Raw genomic sequence first — 17,475 nt, forward strand, 5'->3', positions numbered from 1 at the left:
CAGGTGACAGGTGACAGGTGACAGGGAAGAGGCAGGGGAGGCAGGGGGAGCATGGGAAGATTAATAACCCAATGCCCAATGCCCAATGCCCAATGCCCAATGCCCAATGCCTAATGCCCAATTATCAATTATCAATTGTCAATTATCAATTATTAGAAATGGCTAAAGTTGTTTTAGATAAAATTAAACGTAAATTTAACAATGTCACCGCTATTGAGGATATCACCTTTGAAATTCCTGATGGTGAGTTTTGGGTTTTAGTTGGTCCTTCGGGGTGCGGTAAGTCTACGATTTTACGAACTATCGCAGGTTTGGAAACTGCTACTTCTGGAAATTTATATATAGGCGATCGCTTGGTTAATGATATCCCAGCCAGAGCGCGTGATGTAGCAATGGTATTTCAAAATTATGCCCTTTATCCCCATAAAACCGTCGCCCAAAATATCGCTTTTGGGTTGGAAATGCGAAAGGTGGATAAAAAAACTATTCAAGAACGAGTGTTAACGGTTGCGCGATCGCTTTCTTTGGAACATCTGTTAGATAGAAAACCAAAACAGCTTTCTGGAGGACAACAACAAAGGGTAGCATTAGGAAGAGCGATCGCACGTCAACCTCAATTATTTTTACTCGATGAACCTTTATCTAATTTAGATGCTCAATTACGAGATGATACTAGAGCAGAATTAAAACAATTACATCAAGAATTGGGAATTACGACAATTTATGTCACCCATGACCAAGTTGAAGCCATGACTTTAGCTGATAAAATTGTAGTGTTAAATCGGGGACGAATTCAACAAATTGGCGATCCTCAAACTATTTATGCTTTACCTGCTAATGAAATGGTAGCAGCTTTTTTGGGTAATCCGCCCATGAATATTTTACCCGCTATCTATAAGGGTGATAATTTTGATATTAGTGGTCAATTATTAGCTGTTCCTGAAAATATCAAAGCTGCTTTGAATTTTCACCCTGAACAAATTTGTAATTTGGGTATTCGTCCTGAACATATTAGTATTAGTAAAGCAGAAATTCAACCAGAAAATTCAACCCTTGCAGTAGAAGTTAAGGTTGTTGAACCTTTGGGAAGAGAAACTTTAATTCGTGTGAGTTTACCTAATTCTTCTAGTTTTATCAATGTTCAAGTGGGTGGGGGTGTGCGTTTACATCCCGGTGAAAAGTTGCATTTGCATTTCGATTTAAATCATTTATTTGTTTTTGATCCGGGTAGTGGAGAAAGAATTTTTCCTGTTTAATCTAATTTAATGTATATTGGGTTAAGGGACAGCGTAACCTAACAAGAAGTTAGATCATTTTATTTATTCATCTTTTCTCGGTGTAGTTTCCAGATTTTTGGGTTAATTAACCGCAAAGTACGCAAAGTACGCAAAGGAAGAAAATGAGTAATGTTGGGTTTCTTTTTGTCAACCCAACCTACTACTTATTTTAATCCTGTCGCTTTGAGAATTTCTTGATCACCTTTTCTTACGATTAAAGTTGAATCCGCATTTCCATCTTCTGTAATCGGTTGTTCTAAAATGTAAACATAATCTCCATTTCTCCACCCTGTAACACATTTTCCATCACGACAGGAAACTTTACCACCTGTTAATTCAAGACAGTTACCTTTTGTATCACATCCTTGGTATGTCAAGTTTCCTGTATTATTAACTCCTGTCCAAGAGTCAGCATTACCAATAGTAATTTTCCACTCTCCATTACTAATGGTTTGGGTTTTATTTGCTTGAGGTTTGGTTTCGGTTTTTGCTGTTGTTTTATCTTCTAAAACCTCGATTTTAGTAATTATAGATTCTTGACGAGTTTTTCCGCAAGGTTCTGCACTTTCACAATCATTCACTGATTCTACTGTGAAAATGGCACGGACTTTTTTATTTAAAAATTTTCCTTCTTCTGCACAAATATCAAAACTCGCACCAACTTGGTTTTCTTTACCTTGTTCATCTACTAAGGTGACATAACACATTAAATCACCATTAACTAATTCTTTAACTGTACCAACTTGCGGTGATTTATTTTTGATGGTGGTTTTACGACTAATTTGCGGTGCAGATTTTATTTTCTCTGGTTTATCTGTTTCTGTTGTTTTTTCTTTTTTGATATCTGTTTTATTTTCCTGTTCTGTTTCAGATGTGGGTGAATTTTTTGTTTGAGATTGTACAGTATTATTAGTTGATGTTGCTGTGGTTGTATTGGTTGGTGGATTATTACAACTAACCAAAGAAATGCAAGATAGAATTAAAGTGATTGTGGGAATTAATTTTTTCATGGGTGGTAATTTATGACGTTTTGTCAAAACTCAATTAATTTTTTACAAAATCTTACGATTAGCTAAAATTTTCTGAGATGAGAGTACCAGTATATTATACTATATAATGAATATGTATAATGTTAATCAATCCTAAAAAAATTAACCAACGAAATCAAATGCTCTAAGCCTTGATATGATTGAACCGCAAAGGGTGCAAAGAACACAAAGGTAAGAGAGTTAAACGAGAGTTTTTGGTGTTGCTACAATTATTTTTTCAAAATTGGGATGCTCCCGAATGGAAAAATTCTGGTTTGATCAAACCTTCAATTATCAAACCAGTTTTAACTACCATTGCAAAAGGATTGGTAATTAAAAAATTAGGACAGCTTCAGGAAATAGACCGTCAAGAACTACAAAATCTTTTACGGGTCATTCTGGGTAAATAATATTGTAGGGCTTACGCAAGATTGGACTAAAAACCTGATTCTTGCGTAGGGGTAATTCATGAATTACCCCTACTTTTGTTCTGTTTTGCGTAAGTCCTGTATTGATTGAATTGCTCACGAATTATGATGACACTTTACCAAATCCCCAGGAGCAAAAGCACCATTTTCTGTAATGATGGCTGTAATTAAATCTGCGGGAGTAACATCAAAAGCAGGATTATAAAATTCTACTCCTGAAGGTGTCAAAACAGTATCACCAACTTGATAAACTTCTGAAGGATGACGTTCTTCAATAGGAATTTGACTACCATTAGCTAAGGTAAAATCAATAGTAGAAATCGGTGCAGCGACAAAGAACGGAATATTATGAGCTTTAGCTACAATTGCTAAACTATAAGTACCGATTTTATTAGCAGTATCTCCATTGGCAGCAATTCTATCAGCACCGACAACCACCGCATCAATTAAACCTTGTTGCATACAATGGGCGGCCATATTATCAGTAATTACAGTAACGGGAATTCCTTCTTGTACGCATTCCCAAGCAGTGAGTTTTGCACCTTGTAAACGGGGACGGGTTTCATCTGCAAATACTCGTGTGAGTCTTCCTTCTCTCCAAGCAGAACGCACTACCCCTAAAGCAGTACCATAACCAGCGGTTGCTAAAGCACCGGCATTACAGTGAGTTAATATGATTAACTTTTCTGGGGTTTTGGGTAAAACTGTTAAACCGTGATCACCGATTTTTTCACAGGTTTGGATATCTTCAGCGTTGATAGTTTGGGCAGTTTCTAGGAGAATTTGTTTAATTTCTGCTATTGTTCCCAGAGTTTCATAAGCTGTTTGCATCATTCTCCCAATTGCCCAAAATAAGTTTACCGCAGTGGGACGGGTAGAACGCAATAACTGGGCAACTTGTTCTAAACGGTTTAAAAATTCCGTGCGATCGCTGGTTTCAATTTCCCTTGCACCCAAATACATCCCGTAAGCAGCTGCAACACCAATAGCCGGCGCACCTCTAACTATCATAGTTATAATGGCCTCGGCCATGTCTTCGCTACGATTAATTTCTACCACTGCATACTCATTTGGTAAACGGGTTTGATCTATGAGTAAAACTGAGTTATTCTGCCAAACAACGGGATAAAGCATAATTTCAAAGGAGTCAGGAGTCAGGAGTCAGGAGGCAGGAGGCAGAAGGCAGAAGGCAGGAGGCAGAAGGTAAAAGGTAAAAGTTCAATATTCTTCCCCTGCTTCCCCTGCTTCTCTTCCCAGTCAACAGTCCCCAGTCCCCAGTCCCCAGTCACCTACTACTGGGGAAAATAAACAATTATCATAGCAACATTGGGTTGATTATGAGCGATCGCAAATCTTTCTGATCATCTGCGTTTTTTGCTTAACAATTTTTAACATGATTTTGACCCAAAAATCCCAAAAAAGTTTCAACACTCGTTTTTACCCTCAAATTATTGAGAATGGTTGCGAATGACTGAACGTAATTTCAAGGGTCTTGACTTCTGACAGGGTTGTGTTATGATAGTCTTGAAAATAATCCAAGGGGTTTATATACCCAAAAATTGAAATTCCCACTGGATCAGATTTTTTATTGGAATTTATAATATAGAATAGAAAACGCAGATGAACGCAGATAAACGCAGATTAGTTTTTCAGTTTTCATCTGAATAAATGGGATATTTGATTTAAATTAATAGGGGCTATTAATTGAGAAACAGGTGATTAGCGATGGGGAAAGATCAAATTTTAAATTGATTACCCAGTCCCCAATCACCAATCACCCACTACTGGGGAAAATAAAGAATCATCATTACAACTTTGGGATGATGATGAGCGATCGCTTCGGGAATATGACCAAGTAGGGAAAATATCTGGCTTTTTTGTGCCACAGTTCCATTTAACAATTCTTAACTCAATTTTCCCAAAAAAGTTTCACCTCGCATTTTTCACCCAAAATTATTGAGAATAGCTGCGAATGACTCAACGTAATTTCAAGGGTCTTGACTTCTGAGAGGGTTATGTTATGATAGATTTTAGAATAGTCCAAGGGGAAATTATATCATAAATCGAAATTTACAGGATTATTCCCTATTCCCTACCTCTACGAAAAGACTTTCTCAGCAACTCCTATCTATATTATAGGTTTAAGTTGATTACTGATTACTGATAGCTGAATGCTTACTCAAAATTGATCTTATTCTCCCATTTTATCAAATAAATCTGCTAACACAACATTAGAAAATAAAAACCCATCAGGATCAGTTAACCGCAATTTTTCCCCCATAATTTGTACCCAACCTTGATCAAAATAAGGGTGCAAACATTGTTTAATTTTTTCTACTTTTTCTGTACCAAACTTTTGGGTTAAAGTCTTTAAATTCAAACCCGATGCTAAACGCAAACCCAGCATTAAAGTTTCTAACAATTCTTCCTCTATAGGTGTGATGTCACAATCAATTATTGCACCATTTTCTAACCATTGATAATATTCTTTGGTTTTACGAGGACGGGTAAAGCGTTTACCTTGTACATAACTAGCTGCACCCATTCCGAAACCGTAATAAGACAGATTTTGCCAATAAACTAAATTATGTTGACATTGATGTCCGCTTTTGGCATAGTTAGAAATTTCATAATGTTCATAACCTGCATCTGTTAATATTTTTTGCCCTAATTGATACATTTTGACAGTGGTTTCATCTGTCGGTAGCGGTTGATCTCCTGGTTGGTAATAACGTCCGAAAGCTGTACCCGGTTCTATGGTTAAATCATAAATAGAAATATGGGTAGGGGCAATTTCTACCGCTTTAGTTAGGGAATTTTCCCATTGATCTAAAGACTGATGTGGTAAACCAGAAATTAAGTCTATGCTAAATTCGGGTATTTCGACTTGGTGAATTAAATCAATAGCTGCAAAAATATCTTCAACTGAGTGCGATCGCCCTGCAATTTTTAACAATTCTGCTGGAAACGTTTGCACACCTAAACTTACCCGGTTCACACCTGCATTTTTATATCCTGTGATATGTGCTAAATCAAAAGTACCGGGGTCCATTTCCATTGAAATTTCTACCCCAGATGCAATGCCAAAACGCTTTTCTAATGTTGTTACAAGCTGTTGTAATTGTTCTGTAGATAGCAGCGAAGGTGTACCACCACCAAAGAAAATGGTTTTTAAAGGTTGATTAAAAGTGGGTGCAGAGTTTATTTCTTGACAAACTGCCTCAACATATTGACTAATTGTATGTGATGTTTCACCCCGTGAGCGATCGCCCACCACAAACACCGGAAAATCACAATAAAAACACCGCCGCCGACAAAAAGGAATATGTACATAAGCAGCAGTAGGAACAGAAAAACTCATAATATTTTAGATTTGAGATTTTAGATTTATTTAATATCTACATTAGGTGATAAATTGCCCATTACCAATCACCAATTACCAATTACCCATTACCCATTCTCAGTTTCTTTACAACAATTCATCTTTTGATAACAAAAATAATAATAATTATGCAAGGAAAAGTCTTTGGGTATAATGTTTGCATAATTGTATTAACTGGTAAACCTATAGTGTAAGTTCATATTTCCCAAGCAATCACCGTTGAAATAAAAAATACCTTACCCTAATGGGTAAACACAGTCGCAGGAAAAATTATCATGCTTGATTTCACTATCATTCTCTCATTTATTATCGCCTCTGCGGGAATCGGTTATTTCAGTACCGACCTCCTCCCCCCTGGAACTCTTGACGGAGTAACCAACCTAGACGCTTTACGCTTAGTTGTTGCTGTCTTTGCTGCTATCATCGGTGGTGCAGTGGGTTTAAGTTTCCAGACTACTTACCGTCGTTTAGAAGCACAAGTTAAGGAAATGCCTCTAGAAGTCATTTTAACTCGTGCTATTGGTTTAGTAATTGGGTTGTTACTGGCTAATTTAATGTTAGCCCCGCTATTTTTATTACCCATTCCCGCAGATTTCAGCTTTATTAAACCTCTAGTAGCTGTTGTTGGCAGTATCATACTTTCCGTAACGGGTATGAATTTAGCAGATACCCACGGACGGGGTTTATTACGCTTAATTAATCCTAACACTGTGGAAACTTTAGTAGTGGAAGGAACTCTCAAACCTGCAAATACTAAAGTTTTAGATACTAGCTGCATTATTGATGGCCGCATTGAAGCATTGTTAGAAACGGGATTTTTAGAAGGAGTAATAATTGTCCCCCGGTTTATTTTACAGGAACTGCAACAAGTCGCTGATGCCAGTAAAGATGTAAAACGGGTGCGAGGTAGAAGAGGTTTAGACATTCTCAACCGCATCCGGGAAACTTACCCAGAAAGGATTGTAATTAATTCTGTAGACTATGAAGAGATTCATACAGTTGATGCAAAACTGGTAAAATTTGCCCAAGAAATTAACGGAACACTGTTAACTAATGACTACAATTTATCAAAAGTTGCTAGTGTGCAGAAAGTCCCAGTTTTGAATGTTAATGACTTGGTAAATGCGGTGCGTCCTTCTTATTTACCTGGTGATAATATTGATTTGAAAATTCTCAAAGAAGGTAAAGAACCAACTCAAGGTATTGGTTATCTTGATGATGGAACAATGGTAGTTGTTGAGGAAGGAAGCGGTTTTGTGGGTGCTGAACTACGGGTAGTTGTCACCAGTGCTTTACAAACCTCAGCAGGGAGAATGATTTTTGCGAAACCTCAAGCTTCCGCTTTAGCGTGAGGGAAATGCTAAGAAAAACAGCTGTTTTCTAATCCCTGATTTCTTGAGTCAGGGATTTTGTATTTTAATCCTGACTCCTGACTCCTACTGTATCAACACCTCACCCAATTTTTCAACTTGACTTTTCAACTTGAGTTTTCATCAATTTTTGCACACTTACCAAAGCTCGATTTAACTCATAATTTCTAATTTCTGGATTTTGTAAAAAAGCTTGTTGTTCTTCTTCTATCATTTTTACATCTTGTACCACCAAACCGTCAAGTAATTTCTGTGCTGCACCAAATAAGCTATCTTTAATAAACCGCCTAAACCATACAGGTAATTTGTGTAATCTCCAAAACGCATTGAGTGAGGTAAAATGAATTAAATAGGCTTTAGTTTCTGTCTCGTTTACTGGACATAATAAACAGTAAATTTTAAAATCATTACCCAAGGTAGAAACCCAATGAGGATAAACATAACTCACATCTAGTGGTTCAGGATGCAACCGACGCAAAGCAGGGAAAAATAATTGGGAGATTGACCAAATTTTATCTATTTTATAATAACTTTGGGCTGTATAATGGGCATGAACTTTATTTTCATCTTCATCAATATTTTGCAGTGATGCTTCCGCCCAAGCTTGTAAATCTTGATGCAAATGTCCGTGATACATATCCATCAAATTTTCAATTAAATAAGAATAATGGGCTTGAGTTTGAATCACGGAAACTGTGGCAATATAATTTAAATTATCCCATTCTGGTAAACCCATTGGTTCTATATTTGGTTCTATATTTGGTTCTATATTTGGTTCTTTATTTCCCGGAAATAACCAAATAAAACCATCTTGTTCTTTCACAGGATAACGGCGAATTTGACAAGTTGGCAATTTTTGATTATCTGCTAAATAGGGAACTGCTGCACATTCACCTTCACTATTGAACCGCCAACCATGATAAGCACATTCTAATTCGTTTTTTATTACTTGCCCATGACTCAGTTTAACTTGACGATGAGGACAACGATCTTCTAAAGCGTGAACTTTTCCTGTACTATCTCGATAAAGTGCGATCGCCTGTTTCCAAATCGTTACAGCCAATGGGTTATTTGTGACTTCATTACTCCGTGCAACTACATACCATTGATTGGGGTTTATTGCTAATTTGCGGACACTTGTTTGTAAATTTGGAGAAATAGAAGCATGATTGCCAGGTATTATTTGTTGCATAAAATATTAATAATTAGGTATATTCCAAGATATAATATAGAAATCATATTTGATTTTTGCCTTTATTTCTTCTTTCCTGTTCCCTGTTCCCTCTTCCCTAAACTTGTGACACAAGCCAATTTTGCCTACAAACGATAAAGTAGTTGTAGATTAAAGCAGTAACTATATTGAGGAAAAAATCTGTATGACAAGCTACCAAGAAACCCTCACTCCTGATGAATTAGTTGATGAACTTATTGCTGAAACATCGGCTCCTAGTCATGTAGAATTAATTGAAAACGTCATTAGCACCCTACAACAAGATAATAGCGCAATGGTGAGTCACACACCAGATGGTGCTTATCTGTGGAAGTTTAAATATGGAACAGTGGAAGTATTTGTACAACTCACAGGTACTACTGATGAAGATACTATCACGGTTTGGTCTGCGGTGCTGAAATTACCTGCTAAAGATGAACCAAAATTAATGCGTTATCTGTTAGAGTTGAACTGTACCGTTACCTTGGAAGCTCGTTTTGGCATTATTGAAAATCAGGTGGTTGTCATTTGCACACGCACTGTAGCAGAATTGTCACCAGGGGAAATTTCCCGTATTATTACTATTGTTGCTACCATCGCGGATAACTATGATGAGCCTTTGATAGATGAGTTTGGTGCAGCATAGGCAATTTTGGATTTTAGATTTTAGATTTTAGATTTTGGATTTTGGATTTTAGATTTTAGATAGATTTTGTGGTAAAACAGGTTTGGCGACTAATTCCTTATTTTGCAGCTGCTGGTAAAATACAAATGGCAGTTGATAGATGGTTGCTAGAACAGCATGAGTCAGGAAAACATCCTTCTACTCTGCGGTTTTATACTTGGTCGCCTCCTGCGATTTCTTTGGGTTATCATCAAAAAAAATACCCGGAATTTTGGGAAAATCTCACCACCAATTTAACTGGGGATGGTGATAAACTGGATTTAGTACGCCGTCCTAGTGGTGGTAGAGCAGTTTTACACCAAGGAGATTTAACCTACGCAGTCATAACTTCAGAAATACCGGGTAGTCGTTTACAAGCTTATACAAAGATTTGTGAATTTCTGATTGCTGGATGGCGATCGCTCGGTGTAGAGTTAAGCTATGGTCAAGCTGGCCGTGGTTATATTCACAACCCTAACTGTTTTGCAACTGCCACAGGTGCAGATTTAATTTTAGCAGATGGCAGTAAATTAATTGGTAGCGCCCAAATGCGACGGGGAAGGGCAATTTTACAACATGGTTCTATAATTTTACACCCAGATGGGGATTTATTTAAACAAGTCTTTGGGAAAGATACTTTTACTCCTGTGAAACTACCTGAAAATATCCATCGGGAAAAAATAATAGATGCGTTAATTACTGCTGCTTGTGATAGTTTTAATATGCAGGTTGAAATACAACCACTTTCTGAAATTGAGTGGAAAAACATTTTAGATAAATTGGCATAGATATTAATATTGGTTTTTATATTTCATACTATGCAAAAAACGTCCGGGAGTGTTGCCGTGTTTCCACCCCAGACGCTTTTTGAACTTTGCTCCTCACACACAACTAGAATATATCACTGGTTCAATAGAATAGCAAGAGTTTTCTTTGAAATTTTATATTAGTAAATTAAATATATCGTTTGCAGGGAAAATACAGCCAAATAAAAAACGCCTGGGAGTGTTGCCGTGTTTCCACCCCAAGCGTTTTTTAGTTCAACTTACTCCTCACACACAAAAATCATGTTAACTGTACCGATCAAAAAACGGATCTATTGAGTGCCACTTTTACAACTGCACTAATGTTAGGGACTGGGGACTGGTGACTGGTGACTGGGGACTGGTGACTGGTGACTGGTGACTGGGAATGTTTATTATTTTCCATCACAAAATACGTACCGATTTTACAGGATTAATTATTTCCCAATCACCAATCACCTAAATTAGTGTAAGAAATGCCTTACACCAGTTACAAGCATCAATAAACCCAGTTCATCAGCAGCTTGGATAGAGTCTTTATCTCGCAGACTTCCCCCTGGTTGCACAATAGCAGTAATTCCCGCAGCAGCAGCAGTTCTCACGGTATCATCAAAGGGGAAGAAACCATCACTAGCTAAAAATGCACCTTGGGTTTTTTCTCCCGCTTGTTCCAGTGCTATTTTTGCCGAACCTACCCGGTTCATTTGTCCCGCACCTACTCCTAAAGTCGTTCTATCTTTGCTGATGACAATAGCATTAGATTTAACGTGTTTACAAACTTTCCAAGCAAATAATAATTCTGCTAACTCAGCCGGTGTGGGTTGACGTTTGGTGACAACTTGCCATTTAGCGGTATCGGCAACGATATCATCCGCAGTTTGCACCAAGAAACCACCAGCGATCGCTCTCACAGTTTCTTTCGGTCCAGTCAACAAATCTGGTAAAATCAGCACTCTGACATTACCTTTCTTAGTTAAAATTTCCTTGGCTTCTTCATCACAACTCGGTGCAACCACGCATTCTAAAAATGTCTTCGTTAATTCCGTCGCTGTGGCTGCATCAATAGCCCGGTTTAAAGCCACAATACCACCAAAAGCTGATGTAGAATCAGCATTGAAAGCTTTTTGATAAGCATCAAAAATTGTTTCTGCTTCCGCAGTTCCACAGGGGTTAGTATGTTTAATAATTGTCGCTGCCGGACTTGCGGTAAACTCAGCAATAATGCGGCGTGCAGCTTCCAAATCTACCAAATTATTATAACTGAGTTCCTTACCTTGCAGTTTCGTTGCTGCTGCCCAACCAGTGGGTTTAGTTCCCGTTTGATACCATGCTGCGGGTTGATGGGGGTTTTCTCCATAACGCAGAGGTTGAATTTGTGTACCGGAAACAGTGTAAGTTTCTGGTAAACCTTCGCTTTGCGTACCCGCTAGGTAAGCTGCAATGGCGTTATCATAACTTGCGGTGTGCAAAAATCCTTTTAAAGCGCATTTTTGGCGAAATTCTAAAGAAGCCGAGTCATTTTGGCGTAATTCCTGCAAATACTCATCATATTGATCAGGATTACATAATACTGTCAAATGGGCAAAGTTTTTTGATGAGGCGCGTAACATTGCCGGACCGCCAATATCAATTTGTTCTACTGCGTCTGCTAAGGTGACACCGGGTTTAGCAATGGTTTCCTCAAAAGGATAAAGGTTAACGACGACGAGATCAATAGGACGAATTTGGTTATCTTCTAAATCTTTGACATCTTGTTCTAAATCGCGCCGTGCTAAAATTCCGCCATGTATGCGGGGATGGAGAGTTTTTACCCGACCGCCTAAAATTTCTGGTGATCCTGTATAATCAGAAACTTTTGTCACCGGGATTCCCGCATCTTTCAGGGTTTTGGCTGTTCCCCCACTGCTGATAATATCAAAGCCAAATTCCTCAACCAAGCTGCGGGCTAGGTCAATTATACCAGTTTTGTTAGATACACTCAGCAATGCCAGACGCGCCATAGTTCCCCTGTTTGTTTTGGACTACAATTTTGCAAATAGATGTTTATTTTACCTAATGGGGTGCTGTTGGGAAATGTAGAATTAGATATCTTTTGAGAATTGCAGATAATTCAAGCACGGAAAACGAACCACAAAGGACGCAAAGGACACGAAGGGAAGAGGGTATAAGAGAGATTTTGCGTAATTTCTATCTATATATTCCTGATATCAGCAAATATTCCGACTCCTGACTCCTGTACGGGCGAAGCATTCGGGCGAACAATTATTAATTTTTCTCCAAAGCTATTTTCCGAATGCTTCGCCCCTACGACTATTATTGTTGACTAAGTTCAATAATATTTCCATCGGGGTCTTTTGTGAAGAGGGCAGGACGACCGGAAGCACTTGCTTGAAATGGGTAATTATGATTTTGTAATTCTGTTTTTGCTGCTTCTAAGTCAACAACAGAAAATGCAATGTGGGGGTTACGTCCCCATTTTTCGTTTTGGTTGTCTGTGGGGACGGTTGGGGATACTATTAAATGTATTTGATAGTTACCGAGTTGATACCATGCGCCGGGATATTTAAGGGTGCGGTCAATTTTTGCTAGTCCTAATATTGTGCCATAAAAGTGTTCTGATCGTTCTAGGTTGGTGACGAGGATGGCGGTGTGGAGACTTTGGGTAATTTGCATTTGATGGGATTGGTTTTTTGATGAGTTGTTGAGTAAGGGTTTTCAATTTTTTATTCTATCTCATTAATCCAATTTTGAATAGTATTGAGTAGGTTTTGTTGTTGGGGAAAACCTCTTAATGGTGGGTTTAATGGTTGTTCTGTGATGAAGGCGATATGTAATACATCTGTGAGTTTATTACAGAAGTTGATAATAGTCTCATTTGCTTCGCAGTTGTTGATAATTAATGCTAGGTTTTCGGTTTTTAGATATTTTTTGATTTGGGGAATTTTGCTTTTTAGTTGAGGTGCGTTGATAACTGTGGGAATTTCTTCGGGTGCGGTAAATGCTGTGAGGTAAATTTGGTTGCAAATTTCTTGAGATATTTCTATGATGTCTGTTTCGTTTTGTAGGTTTTTGAGGTTGAGGGGAAGGGGATATGTTTTGGTTGTGGGTTGGAGTTGGGTGAGGAGGGAATGGGTATCTGTAAATTGGTTTTCTAGGTTTTTAAGTGATAATTTACTGCTATGCCACACATGGTAAAATTTTGGATAACTCATATTTTGGGCGCAATGCCATATATATTCCTGAGATTCTTTTCTATATTTAGTGGAATCGAAAATTTTCTTAGGTATTTTATCCAGATTTAAAATTTCCCATAACTTTTTAGAAAAACCTAACTGCATATCACGAGGAAACCATTTTGCACTTATATACCAACAGGACATATTTATTAAAGTTTTGATAGCTTCCGGGTTGCCTGGGTCAATTTTATATAGACTTTCCGATGCTCTAAAATCCAGTTCAGATTTATTATTCAATATCTTGGAACGTTCTAATCCTTGCCTTAATTTAGTAATAGAGTCTGGCTCAGAGTCAACCTTAAAATCTGGAATGGAAGCAAGGAGATCACCAGTTTTGGTATGAATCACTTCAAGAAGAGCATTCTTAGCTTCCAAATTACCGAAAGCAATATCTCCTAAAATCCTTGCTGCTTCTTGACGAATTGACCAATTTTTACTATTTTGTAATAGATAAATCACTTTATTAACAGCATAATAATTTCCTGGTTGAATTAACCCTAAACATTCAAGATCCCGCAGATTAATTTTTCCTGTCTCTCCGATTTTATATTCTATGAAAATTTCTAAAAATTCAACTGCTAAACTACTATTGGTTTTTAGTAGTGCTTTGCTTGCAAAATTTTTAATATATAGAGGAAAATCTTGCCATTTCTGTTCTTGCTCATTAAAATCACCAACTGCCCAAGAAGAAATTAACCATACAATAGCTTCTGCAAGACTACATTCTTTATATTCAGTAATTATATGAGATGCAAGTATAATGGATTGATACCAATAAAAATTATCACAATTATCTTGAAAATCAAATAATGCTTTAATAAATTCCTCTTTTTGATCTTGATATGCTTGTCCTCCATTTTTATTACCAGACCATAATAGAATTACCTCCTTCCATTTAGCCTCAAAAACCCGATAAACTCCCTGATCTGGATTATCAGCAACATGATTTAAAAAATAACGCCAATCATCAATAACTAAAGCTGCAAAATATTCCTGAAAATTAGGATGAAAAAAAGCATAAACATCTTCATCATTTACAGCATCCCTATCTACCTGATTTAACCAACCAACCTCACAAGCTAAATTAAATAACCTTTCATCACCCATTGCTTTAACAGCAAAACTTCTTTTTAATCTAAATCTCACATCACTATTAATTCCTGCTAAAGCTAACTTACCTAACCCTTGATGTAACTTTTCTCTTAGTTCATAAGATGTGATTAAATCAGGAACTAACTCCGGTTTCCATTCATAAAAATAACGAGTGAAAAGCTGATAAAATTGAGCTTTAGTTTCTGGTAACTCTCCATTTTCATCTTGATCAAAAATCTGACATAATAAACTTAATCTTAAAGGATTAGTTACTAACTCTCTAATTCTTTCTTTCCCTTCTTCCCGCAATTGTGCAATTAACTTTTCACCATGATTAATCTTATTCGCTTTTGCAAACCAATCTCTAATAAATTTCTCTACATCTTCAGGTGTAAATTCTTGAGTTTTAAAAGTAGTAAACCCAGGTAAAATATTATTATTAGTAGTAGCATCCCAAACATTTAACCGACAAGTTAAAATAACTCTTGCTTGTCCTAACCAGTTTGTTAACTCTTGAGCAATTTTATTTAATGCTTGTATAGGTGAAGATTCTCCCATTTCATCAACACCATCTAACAATAACCAAAACTTCCCTTGATAAAATTCGCTTAAGAAGCCCAACAAGTATGATCGGGAAAATTACCTGCTTTCCAATGCTGACGTAATTTAACCACTGCTCTGGTGAAAATATGCTGATAATTTTCAATATTAATGGCTTCAATTTCTTGAATTTTTCCATTATGTTTATCAAGATAAACTTTCCCTAAATGTTCGGGGTCAGTACCGAAATTATAAGTAACACCTTGATCATCTTCATTAACCTTAACTAACATTACATAAAAAGCCATAAAACTCTCCTATAATTTTCACCCAATATTGATTTTATTTATTCAGGAGTCCAAGTTCTCCCTGATTTCAGGGTAGCATTATGGGCAGTACGATAATCTGTTTTAAATATTCCTTCAAACCGAGATTCAAAATATTCATGTTCTAATAACTTTATATCCTCATTATTATAATCTCCTGTTTGTAATCTAAACCAAGCATCAGCAATATCAGGATCGGGATCAAATGTTCTAATACTATCATCTAATTGATGTTGTTGAAAAAATATATGCTCTTTTATTCTTTTAATTTTACTTTCGGAAAAACCTGTATTTTTAGCAATATTTAAAACATCATCACTGTTTCTAATCTTTTCATAGGATCGCGGTGCATAAATCTCCCATCTATTAATATATTCATCCAGTTTACCACCAGTAAAACTAGAAATAAATCCTATTCTAACTCTCCATAAAACCCAAATAAAAATGATTATGACAATAAATAAATCAATTAGTATCATTATTTTATCATAGGAATAAATTGGTAATTTTATCAGCTATGATCGCCATTTAGGTATAATACCAACAATTCCTATTTCTCTGCGTTCTTTGCGGTTCGTTAAAAAAAATTAGTAAAAAAATGTAAGGTGCGTTACTAACACACCCTACCTATCTTGCTTTTCTTAATGTTCAGCACCAGTATGTACAGTTTTCACCCACTTCAAACGCTTGGGACGAACCGACATCCGGGCAGTAGTGCTACTCATAACTACTAACCAATGCAACATATAAAGACTGCCGCGAATGGTTTGCAGAAGTAACACCAAATAATTAGATGTTTTCTGATCTTGGCGTGTGCGCTGTAACCCAGCAAACATCCCGACAAAAGACATTGTTACCGACAAACCAGTAACAGGCGCTAATATAGGTGGACGATGGCGAATCACAGACATTAATAAATCTGGTACTGCTGCTGTAGGTAAAATATACATAATCAGCAGAAAAATCAGTAAATCCACAGTTTTCCGTGTTCCCATGCGGTTTTTGAGGATCAGATCCCAGTAATCTAAATAACGCTGATAACCACCCTCAGCCCATCTGTTACGTTGATGCCAAAGGGCGATCGCAGTTATCACACCTTCTTCCTGAACTGGGGGATAGAACATACATTCAATATCCCACTTATCCAAATTCAAGCGAATAGTCAAATCTAAATCATCGGTGATAGTCTCCTCATTCCAACCACCACAGCTATCCAAAGCTTGACGGCGGACAAACTGACCATTTCCCCGCAGTTCACCCAGTCCACCAATAGCGGTTCTTTGTTGTTGAAACCAAGTATCAACAGCCATTTCCGCCATTTGTCCCTTAGTCCAAAAATTTTCCTTAGCGTTGGCGATCGCCTTTCGCACCTGCACCGCCCCCACCTGTTCTCTTTGGAACACAGGAATAACCTGTAACAATAAATCTGGGTTAACTTGGGCATCAGCATCAAACACGGCAATAATATCACCCTTAGTCATAGGTAATACCTGATTCAAAGCCCCAGACTTACCGCCAATAGCATCAGCAGAACGCCTGAAAACTTTGAGTTGCTTGTATTCTTCCTGTAGTTCTGCTAATAACTGTGGTGTTTTGTCCGTACTATGATCATCAATAATCCAGACTTCATATTCACCATTAGCATATTCTAAACTACAAAGATTCTTAACCAATCTGCCTATGACCGCTTCTTCATTTTTTGCAGCTACCAACACAGAAACACGGGGTAAATCTCCCTGTATTTCCTTATGATGGTGGCGGGGTCTAGCAAAAATAATCCTGAACGCATGAATGCTTAAAATTGCCGTCAGTCCAAGAATAAAAATAGAACCCCAGGAAACCAAATGTAAAGCAATAGTTCCACCCCAAACCACAGTTAACATGAGGACAGCTTTGGGTCTACGTCCTTGAAAGCGGGATGAAGAATAAACAGTCTTGATCCCTTCCGTTAACTCCTCCTCTGTTGAAAGGTCAGACAGCAGGGAGTTAAGAGGATCAGAATTTCCGTTGTAAGCGTCGTTTTCCGGCCAGGAATTCGCTGGCATAGTTTAATTTAAGTAAAAAACCACTATTTGTTTAAAGTTTACAGTTTTTACAGCAGAAAGCCCACAATTAGGTA

16 protein-coding genes are annotated in these 17,475 nt (G+C 37.3%); 5 read left to right on the top strand and 11 right to left on the bottom strand.

Going from position 1 to position 17,475, the window contains the following annotated elements; all coding sequences use genetic code 11:
- Positions 1 to 158: 158 nt before the first annotated feature.
- Positions 159 to 1,256, top strand: coding sequence for an ABC transporter ATP-binding protein (locus H6F47_RS07750; RefSeq protein WP_096571936.1), 1,098 nt, complete (start codon positions 159 to 161; stop codon positions 1,254 to 1,256).
- A gap of 185 nt (positions 1,257 to 1,441) precedes the next feature.
- Here H6F47_RS07750 and H6F47_RS07755 read toward each other — a convergent pair whose 3' ends face one another.
- Positions 1,442 to 2,314 (bottom strand): hypothetical protein, encoded by an 873-nt coding sequence (locus H6F47_RS07755; RefSeq protein ID WP_236104028.1) that lies wholly within the window; start codon positions 2,312 to 2,314, stop codon positions 1,442 to 1,444.
- A gap of 209 nt (positions 2,315 to 2,523) precedes the next feature.
- Between H6F47_RS07755 and H6F47_RS07760 the strand changes: the two genes are divergently transcribed.
- Entirely contained in the window at positions 2,524 to 2,715 is a 192-nt protein-coding gene (locus H6F47_RS07760; protein WP_190648419.1) for a hypothetical protein, read from the top strand.
- Between the two features lie 114 nt (positions 2,716 to 2,829).
- Here the strand turns inward: H6F47_RS07760 and mtnA are convergent, their stop codons facing one another.
- Both mtnA and hemW read right to left on the bottom strand, forming a co-directional pair.
- Positions 2,830 to 3,867 (bottom strand): S-methyl-5-thioribose-1-phosphate isomerase, encoded by a 1,038-nt coding sequence (gene mtnA, locus H6F47_RS07765; protein WP_137666974.1) that lies wholly within the window; start codon positions 3,865 to 3,867, stop codon positions 2,830 to 2,832.
- 1,057 nt (positions 3,868 to 4,924) lie between these two features.
- Positions 4,925 to 6,094 carry a radical SAM family heme chaperone HemW gene (gene hemW / locus H6F47_RS07770; protein ID WP_190648421.1) on the bottom strand — a complete coding sequence of 390 codons (1,170 nt, stop codon included), beginning with the start codon at positions 6,092 to 6,094 and terminating at the stop codon, positions 4,925 to 4,927.
- Between the two features lie 296 nt (positions 6,095 to 6,390).
- Here hemW and H6F47_RS07775 point away from each other — a divergent pair, with 296 nt between their 5' ends.
- Complete coding sequence (locus H6F47_RS07775; protein ID WP_190347513.1) at positions 6,391 to 7,467, top strand: PIN/TRAM domain-containing protein; 1,077 nt, start codon at positions 6,391 to 6,393, stop codon at positions 7,465 to 7,467.
- Between the two features lie 112 nt (positions 7,468 to 7,579).
- Here H6F47_RS07775 and H6F47_RS07780 read toward each other — a convergent pair whose 3' ends face one another.
- Positions 7,580 to 8,677, bottom strand: a complete 1,098-nt coding sequence (locus tag H6F47_RS07780; protein ID WP_190648424.1) for an aromatic ring-hydroxylating dioxygenase subunit alpha — start codon at positions 8,675 to 8,677, stop codon at positions 7,580 to 7,582.
- Between the two features lie 184 nt (positions 8,678 to 8,861).
- On the opposite strand from H6F47_RS07780, the gene H6F47_RS07785 reads away from it, so the two are divergent.
- Both H6F47_RS07785 and H6F47_RS07790 read left to right on the top strand, forming a co-directional pair.
- Positions 8,862 to 9,341, top strand: coding sequence for a YbjN domain-containing protein (locus tag H6F47_RS07785; RefSeq protein ID WP_137666959.1), 480 nt, complete (start codon positions 8,862 to 8,864; stop codon positions 9,339 to 9,341).
- Between the two features lie 125 nt (positions 9,342 to 9,466).
- Entirely contained in the window at positions 9,467 to 10,147 is a 681-nt protein-coding gene (locus tag H6F47_RS07790; protein WP_190648482.1) for a biotin/lipoate A/B protein ligase family protein, read from the top strand.
- A 295-nt stretch (positions 10,148 to 10,442) separates the two neighbouring features.
- On the opposite strand, the gene H6F47_RS28450 is transcribed toward H6F47_RS07790, so the two are convergent.
- The 7 genes from H6F47_RS28450 to H6F47_RS07820 form a co-directional block, all read right to left on the bottom strand.
- Positions 10,443 to 10,571, bottom strand: a complete 129-nt coding sequence (locus tag H6F47_RS28450; RefSeq protein WP_277877138.1) for a hypothetical protein — start codon at positions 10,569 to 10,571, stop codon at positions 10,443 to 10,445.
- 55 nt (positions 10,572 to 10,626) lie between these two features.
- Positions 10,627 to 12,162 (bottom strand): bifunctional phosphoribosylaminoimidazolecarboxamide formyltransferase/IMP cyclohydrolase, encoded by a 1,536-nt coding sequence (gene purH / locus H6F47_RS07795; RefSeq protein WP_190648427.1) that lies wholly within the window; start codon positions 12,160 to 12,162, stop codon positions 10,627 to 10,629.
- A 313-nt stretch (positions 12,163 to 12,475) separates the two neighbouring features.
- Positions 12,476 to 12,835 (bottom strand): VOC family protein, encoded by a 360-nt coding sequence (locus H6F47_RS07800; protein ID WP_190648430.1) that lies wholly within the window; start codon positions 12,833 to 12,835, stop codon positions 12,476 to 12,478.
- 50 nt (positions 12,836 to 12,885) lie between these two features.
- Complete coding sequence (locus H6F47_RS07805) at positions 12,886 to 15,114, bottom strand: hypothetical protein (protein ID WP_190648432.1); 2,229 nt, start codon at positions 15,112 to 15,114, stop codon at positions 12,886 to 12,888.
- On the bottom strand, positions 15,099 to 15,338 hold the full coding sequence (locus tag H6F47_RS07810) for a hypothetical protein (protein ID WP_137666953.1): 240 nt from the start codon (positions 15,336 to 15,338) through the stop codon (positions 15,099 to 15,101). Before H6F47_RS07810 ends, H6F47_RS07805 begins: the two co-directional genes overlap by 16 nt.
- A gap of 38 nt (positions 15,339 to 15,376) precedes the next feature.
- Complete coding sequence (locus H6F47_RS07815; protein ID WP_242027354.1) at positions 15,377 to 15,835, bottom strand: hypothetical protein; 459 nt, start codon at positions 15,833 to 15,835, stop codon at positions 15,377 to 15,379.
- Between the two features lie 162 nt (positions 15,836 to 15,997).
- On the bottom strand, positions 15,998 to 17,401 hold the full coding sequence (locus tag H6F47_RS07820) for a glycosyltransferase family 2 protein (protein WP_190347518.1): 1,404 nt from the start codon (positions 17,399 to 17,401) through the stop codon (positions 15,998 to 16,000).
- Positions 17,402 to 17,475 lie beyond the last annotated feature (74 nt).

This window comes from Sphaerospermopsis sp. FACHB-1094, from assembly GCF_014696195.1.
Lineage (GTDB): Bacteria > Cyanobacteriota > Cyanobacteriia > Cyanobacteriales > Nostocaceae > Sphaerospermopsis > Sphaerospermopsis kisseleviana.

Excerpts from the sequence above, each read along its gene's own strand:
- H6F47_RS07750 (WP_096571936.1), top strand. The coding sequence starts at position 159 with ATGGCTAAAGTTGTTTTAGATAAAATTAAACGTAAATTTAACAATGTC.
- mtnA (WP_137666974.1), bottom strand. The coding sequence starts at position 3,867 with ATGCTTTATCCCGTTGTTTGGCAGAATAACTCAGTTTTACTCATAGAT.
- hemW (WP_190648421.1), bottom strand. The coding sequence starts at position 6,094 with ATGAGTTTTTCTGTTCCTACTGCTGCTTATGTACATATTCCTTTTTGT.
- H6F47_RS07775 (WP_190347513.1), top strand. The coding sequence starts at position 6,391 with ATGCTTGATTTCACTATCATTCTCTCATTTATTATCGCCTCTGCGGGA.
- H6F47_RS07780 (WP_190648424.1), bottom strand. The coding sequence starts at position 8,677 with ATGCAACAAATAATACCTGGCAATCATGCTTCTATTTCTCCAAATTTA.
- H6F47_RS07785 (WP_137666959.1), top strand. The coding sequence starts at position 8,862 with ATGACAAGCTACCAAGAAACCCTCACTCCTGATGAATTAGTTGATGAA.
- H6F47_RS07790 (WP_190648482.1), top strand. The coding sequence starts at position 9,467 with ATGGCAGTTGATAGATGGTTGCTAGAACAGCATGAGTCAGGAAAACAT.
- purH (WP_190648427.1), bottom strand. The coding sequence starts at position 12,162 with ATGGCGCGTCTGGCATTGCTGAGTGTATCTAACAAAACTGGTATAATT.
- H6F47_RS07800 (WP_190648430.1), bottom strand. The coding sequence starts at position 12,835 with ATGCAAATTACCCAAAGTCTCCACACCGCCATCCTCGTCACCAACCTA.
- H6F47_RS07810 (WP_137666953.1), bottom strand. The coding sequence starts at position 15,338 with ATGGCTTTTTATGTAATGTTAGTTAAGGTTAATGAAGATGATCAAGGT.
- H6F47_RS07815 (WP_242027354.1), bottom strand. The coding sequence starts at position 15,835 with ATGATACTAATTGATTTATTTATTGTCATAATCATTTTTATTTGGGTT.
- H6F47_RS07820 (WP_190347518.1), bottom strand. The coding sequence starts at position 17,401 with ATGCCAGCGAATTCCTGGCCGGAAAACGACGCTTACAACGGAAATTCT.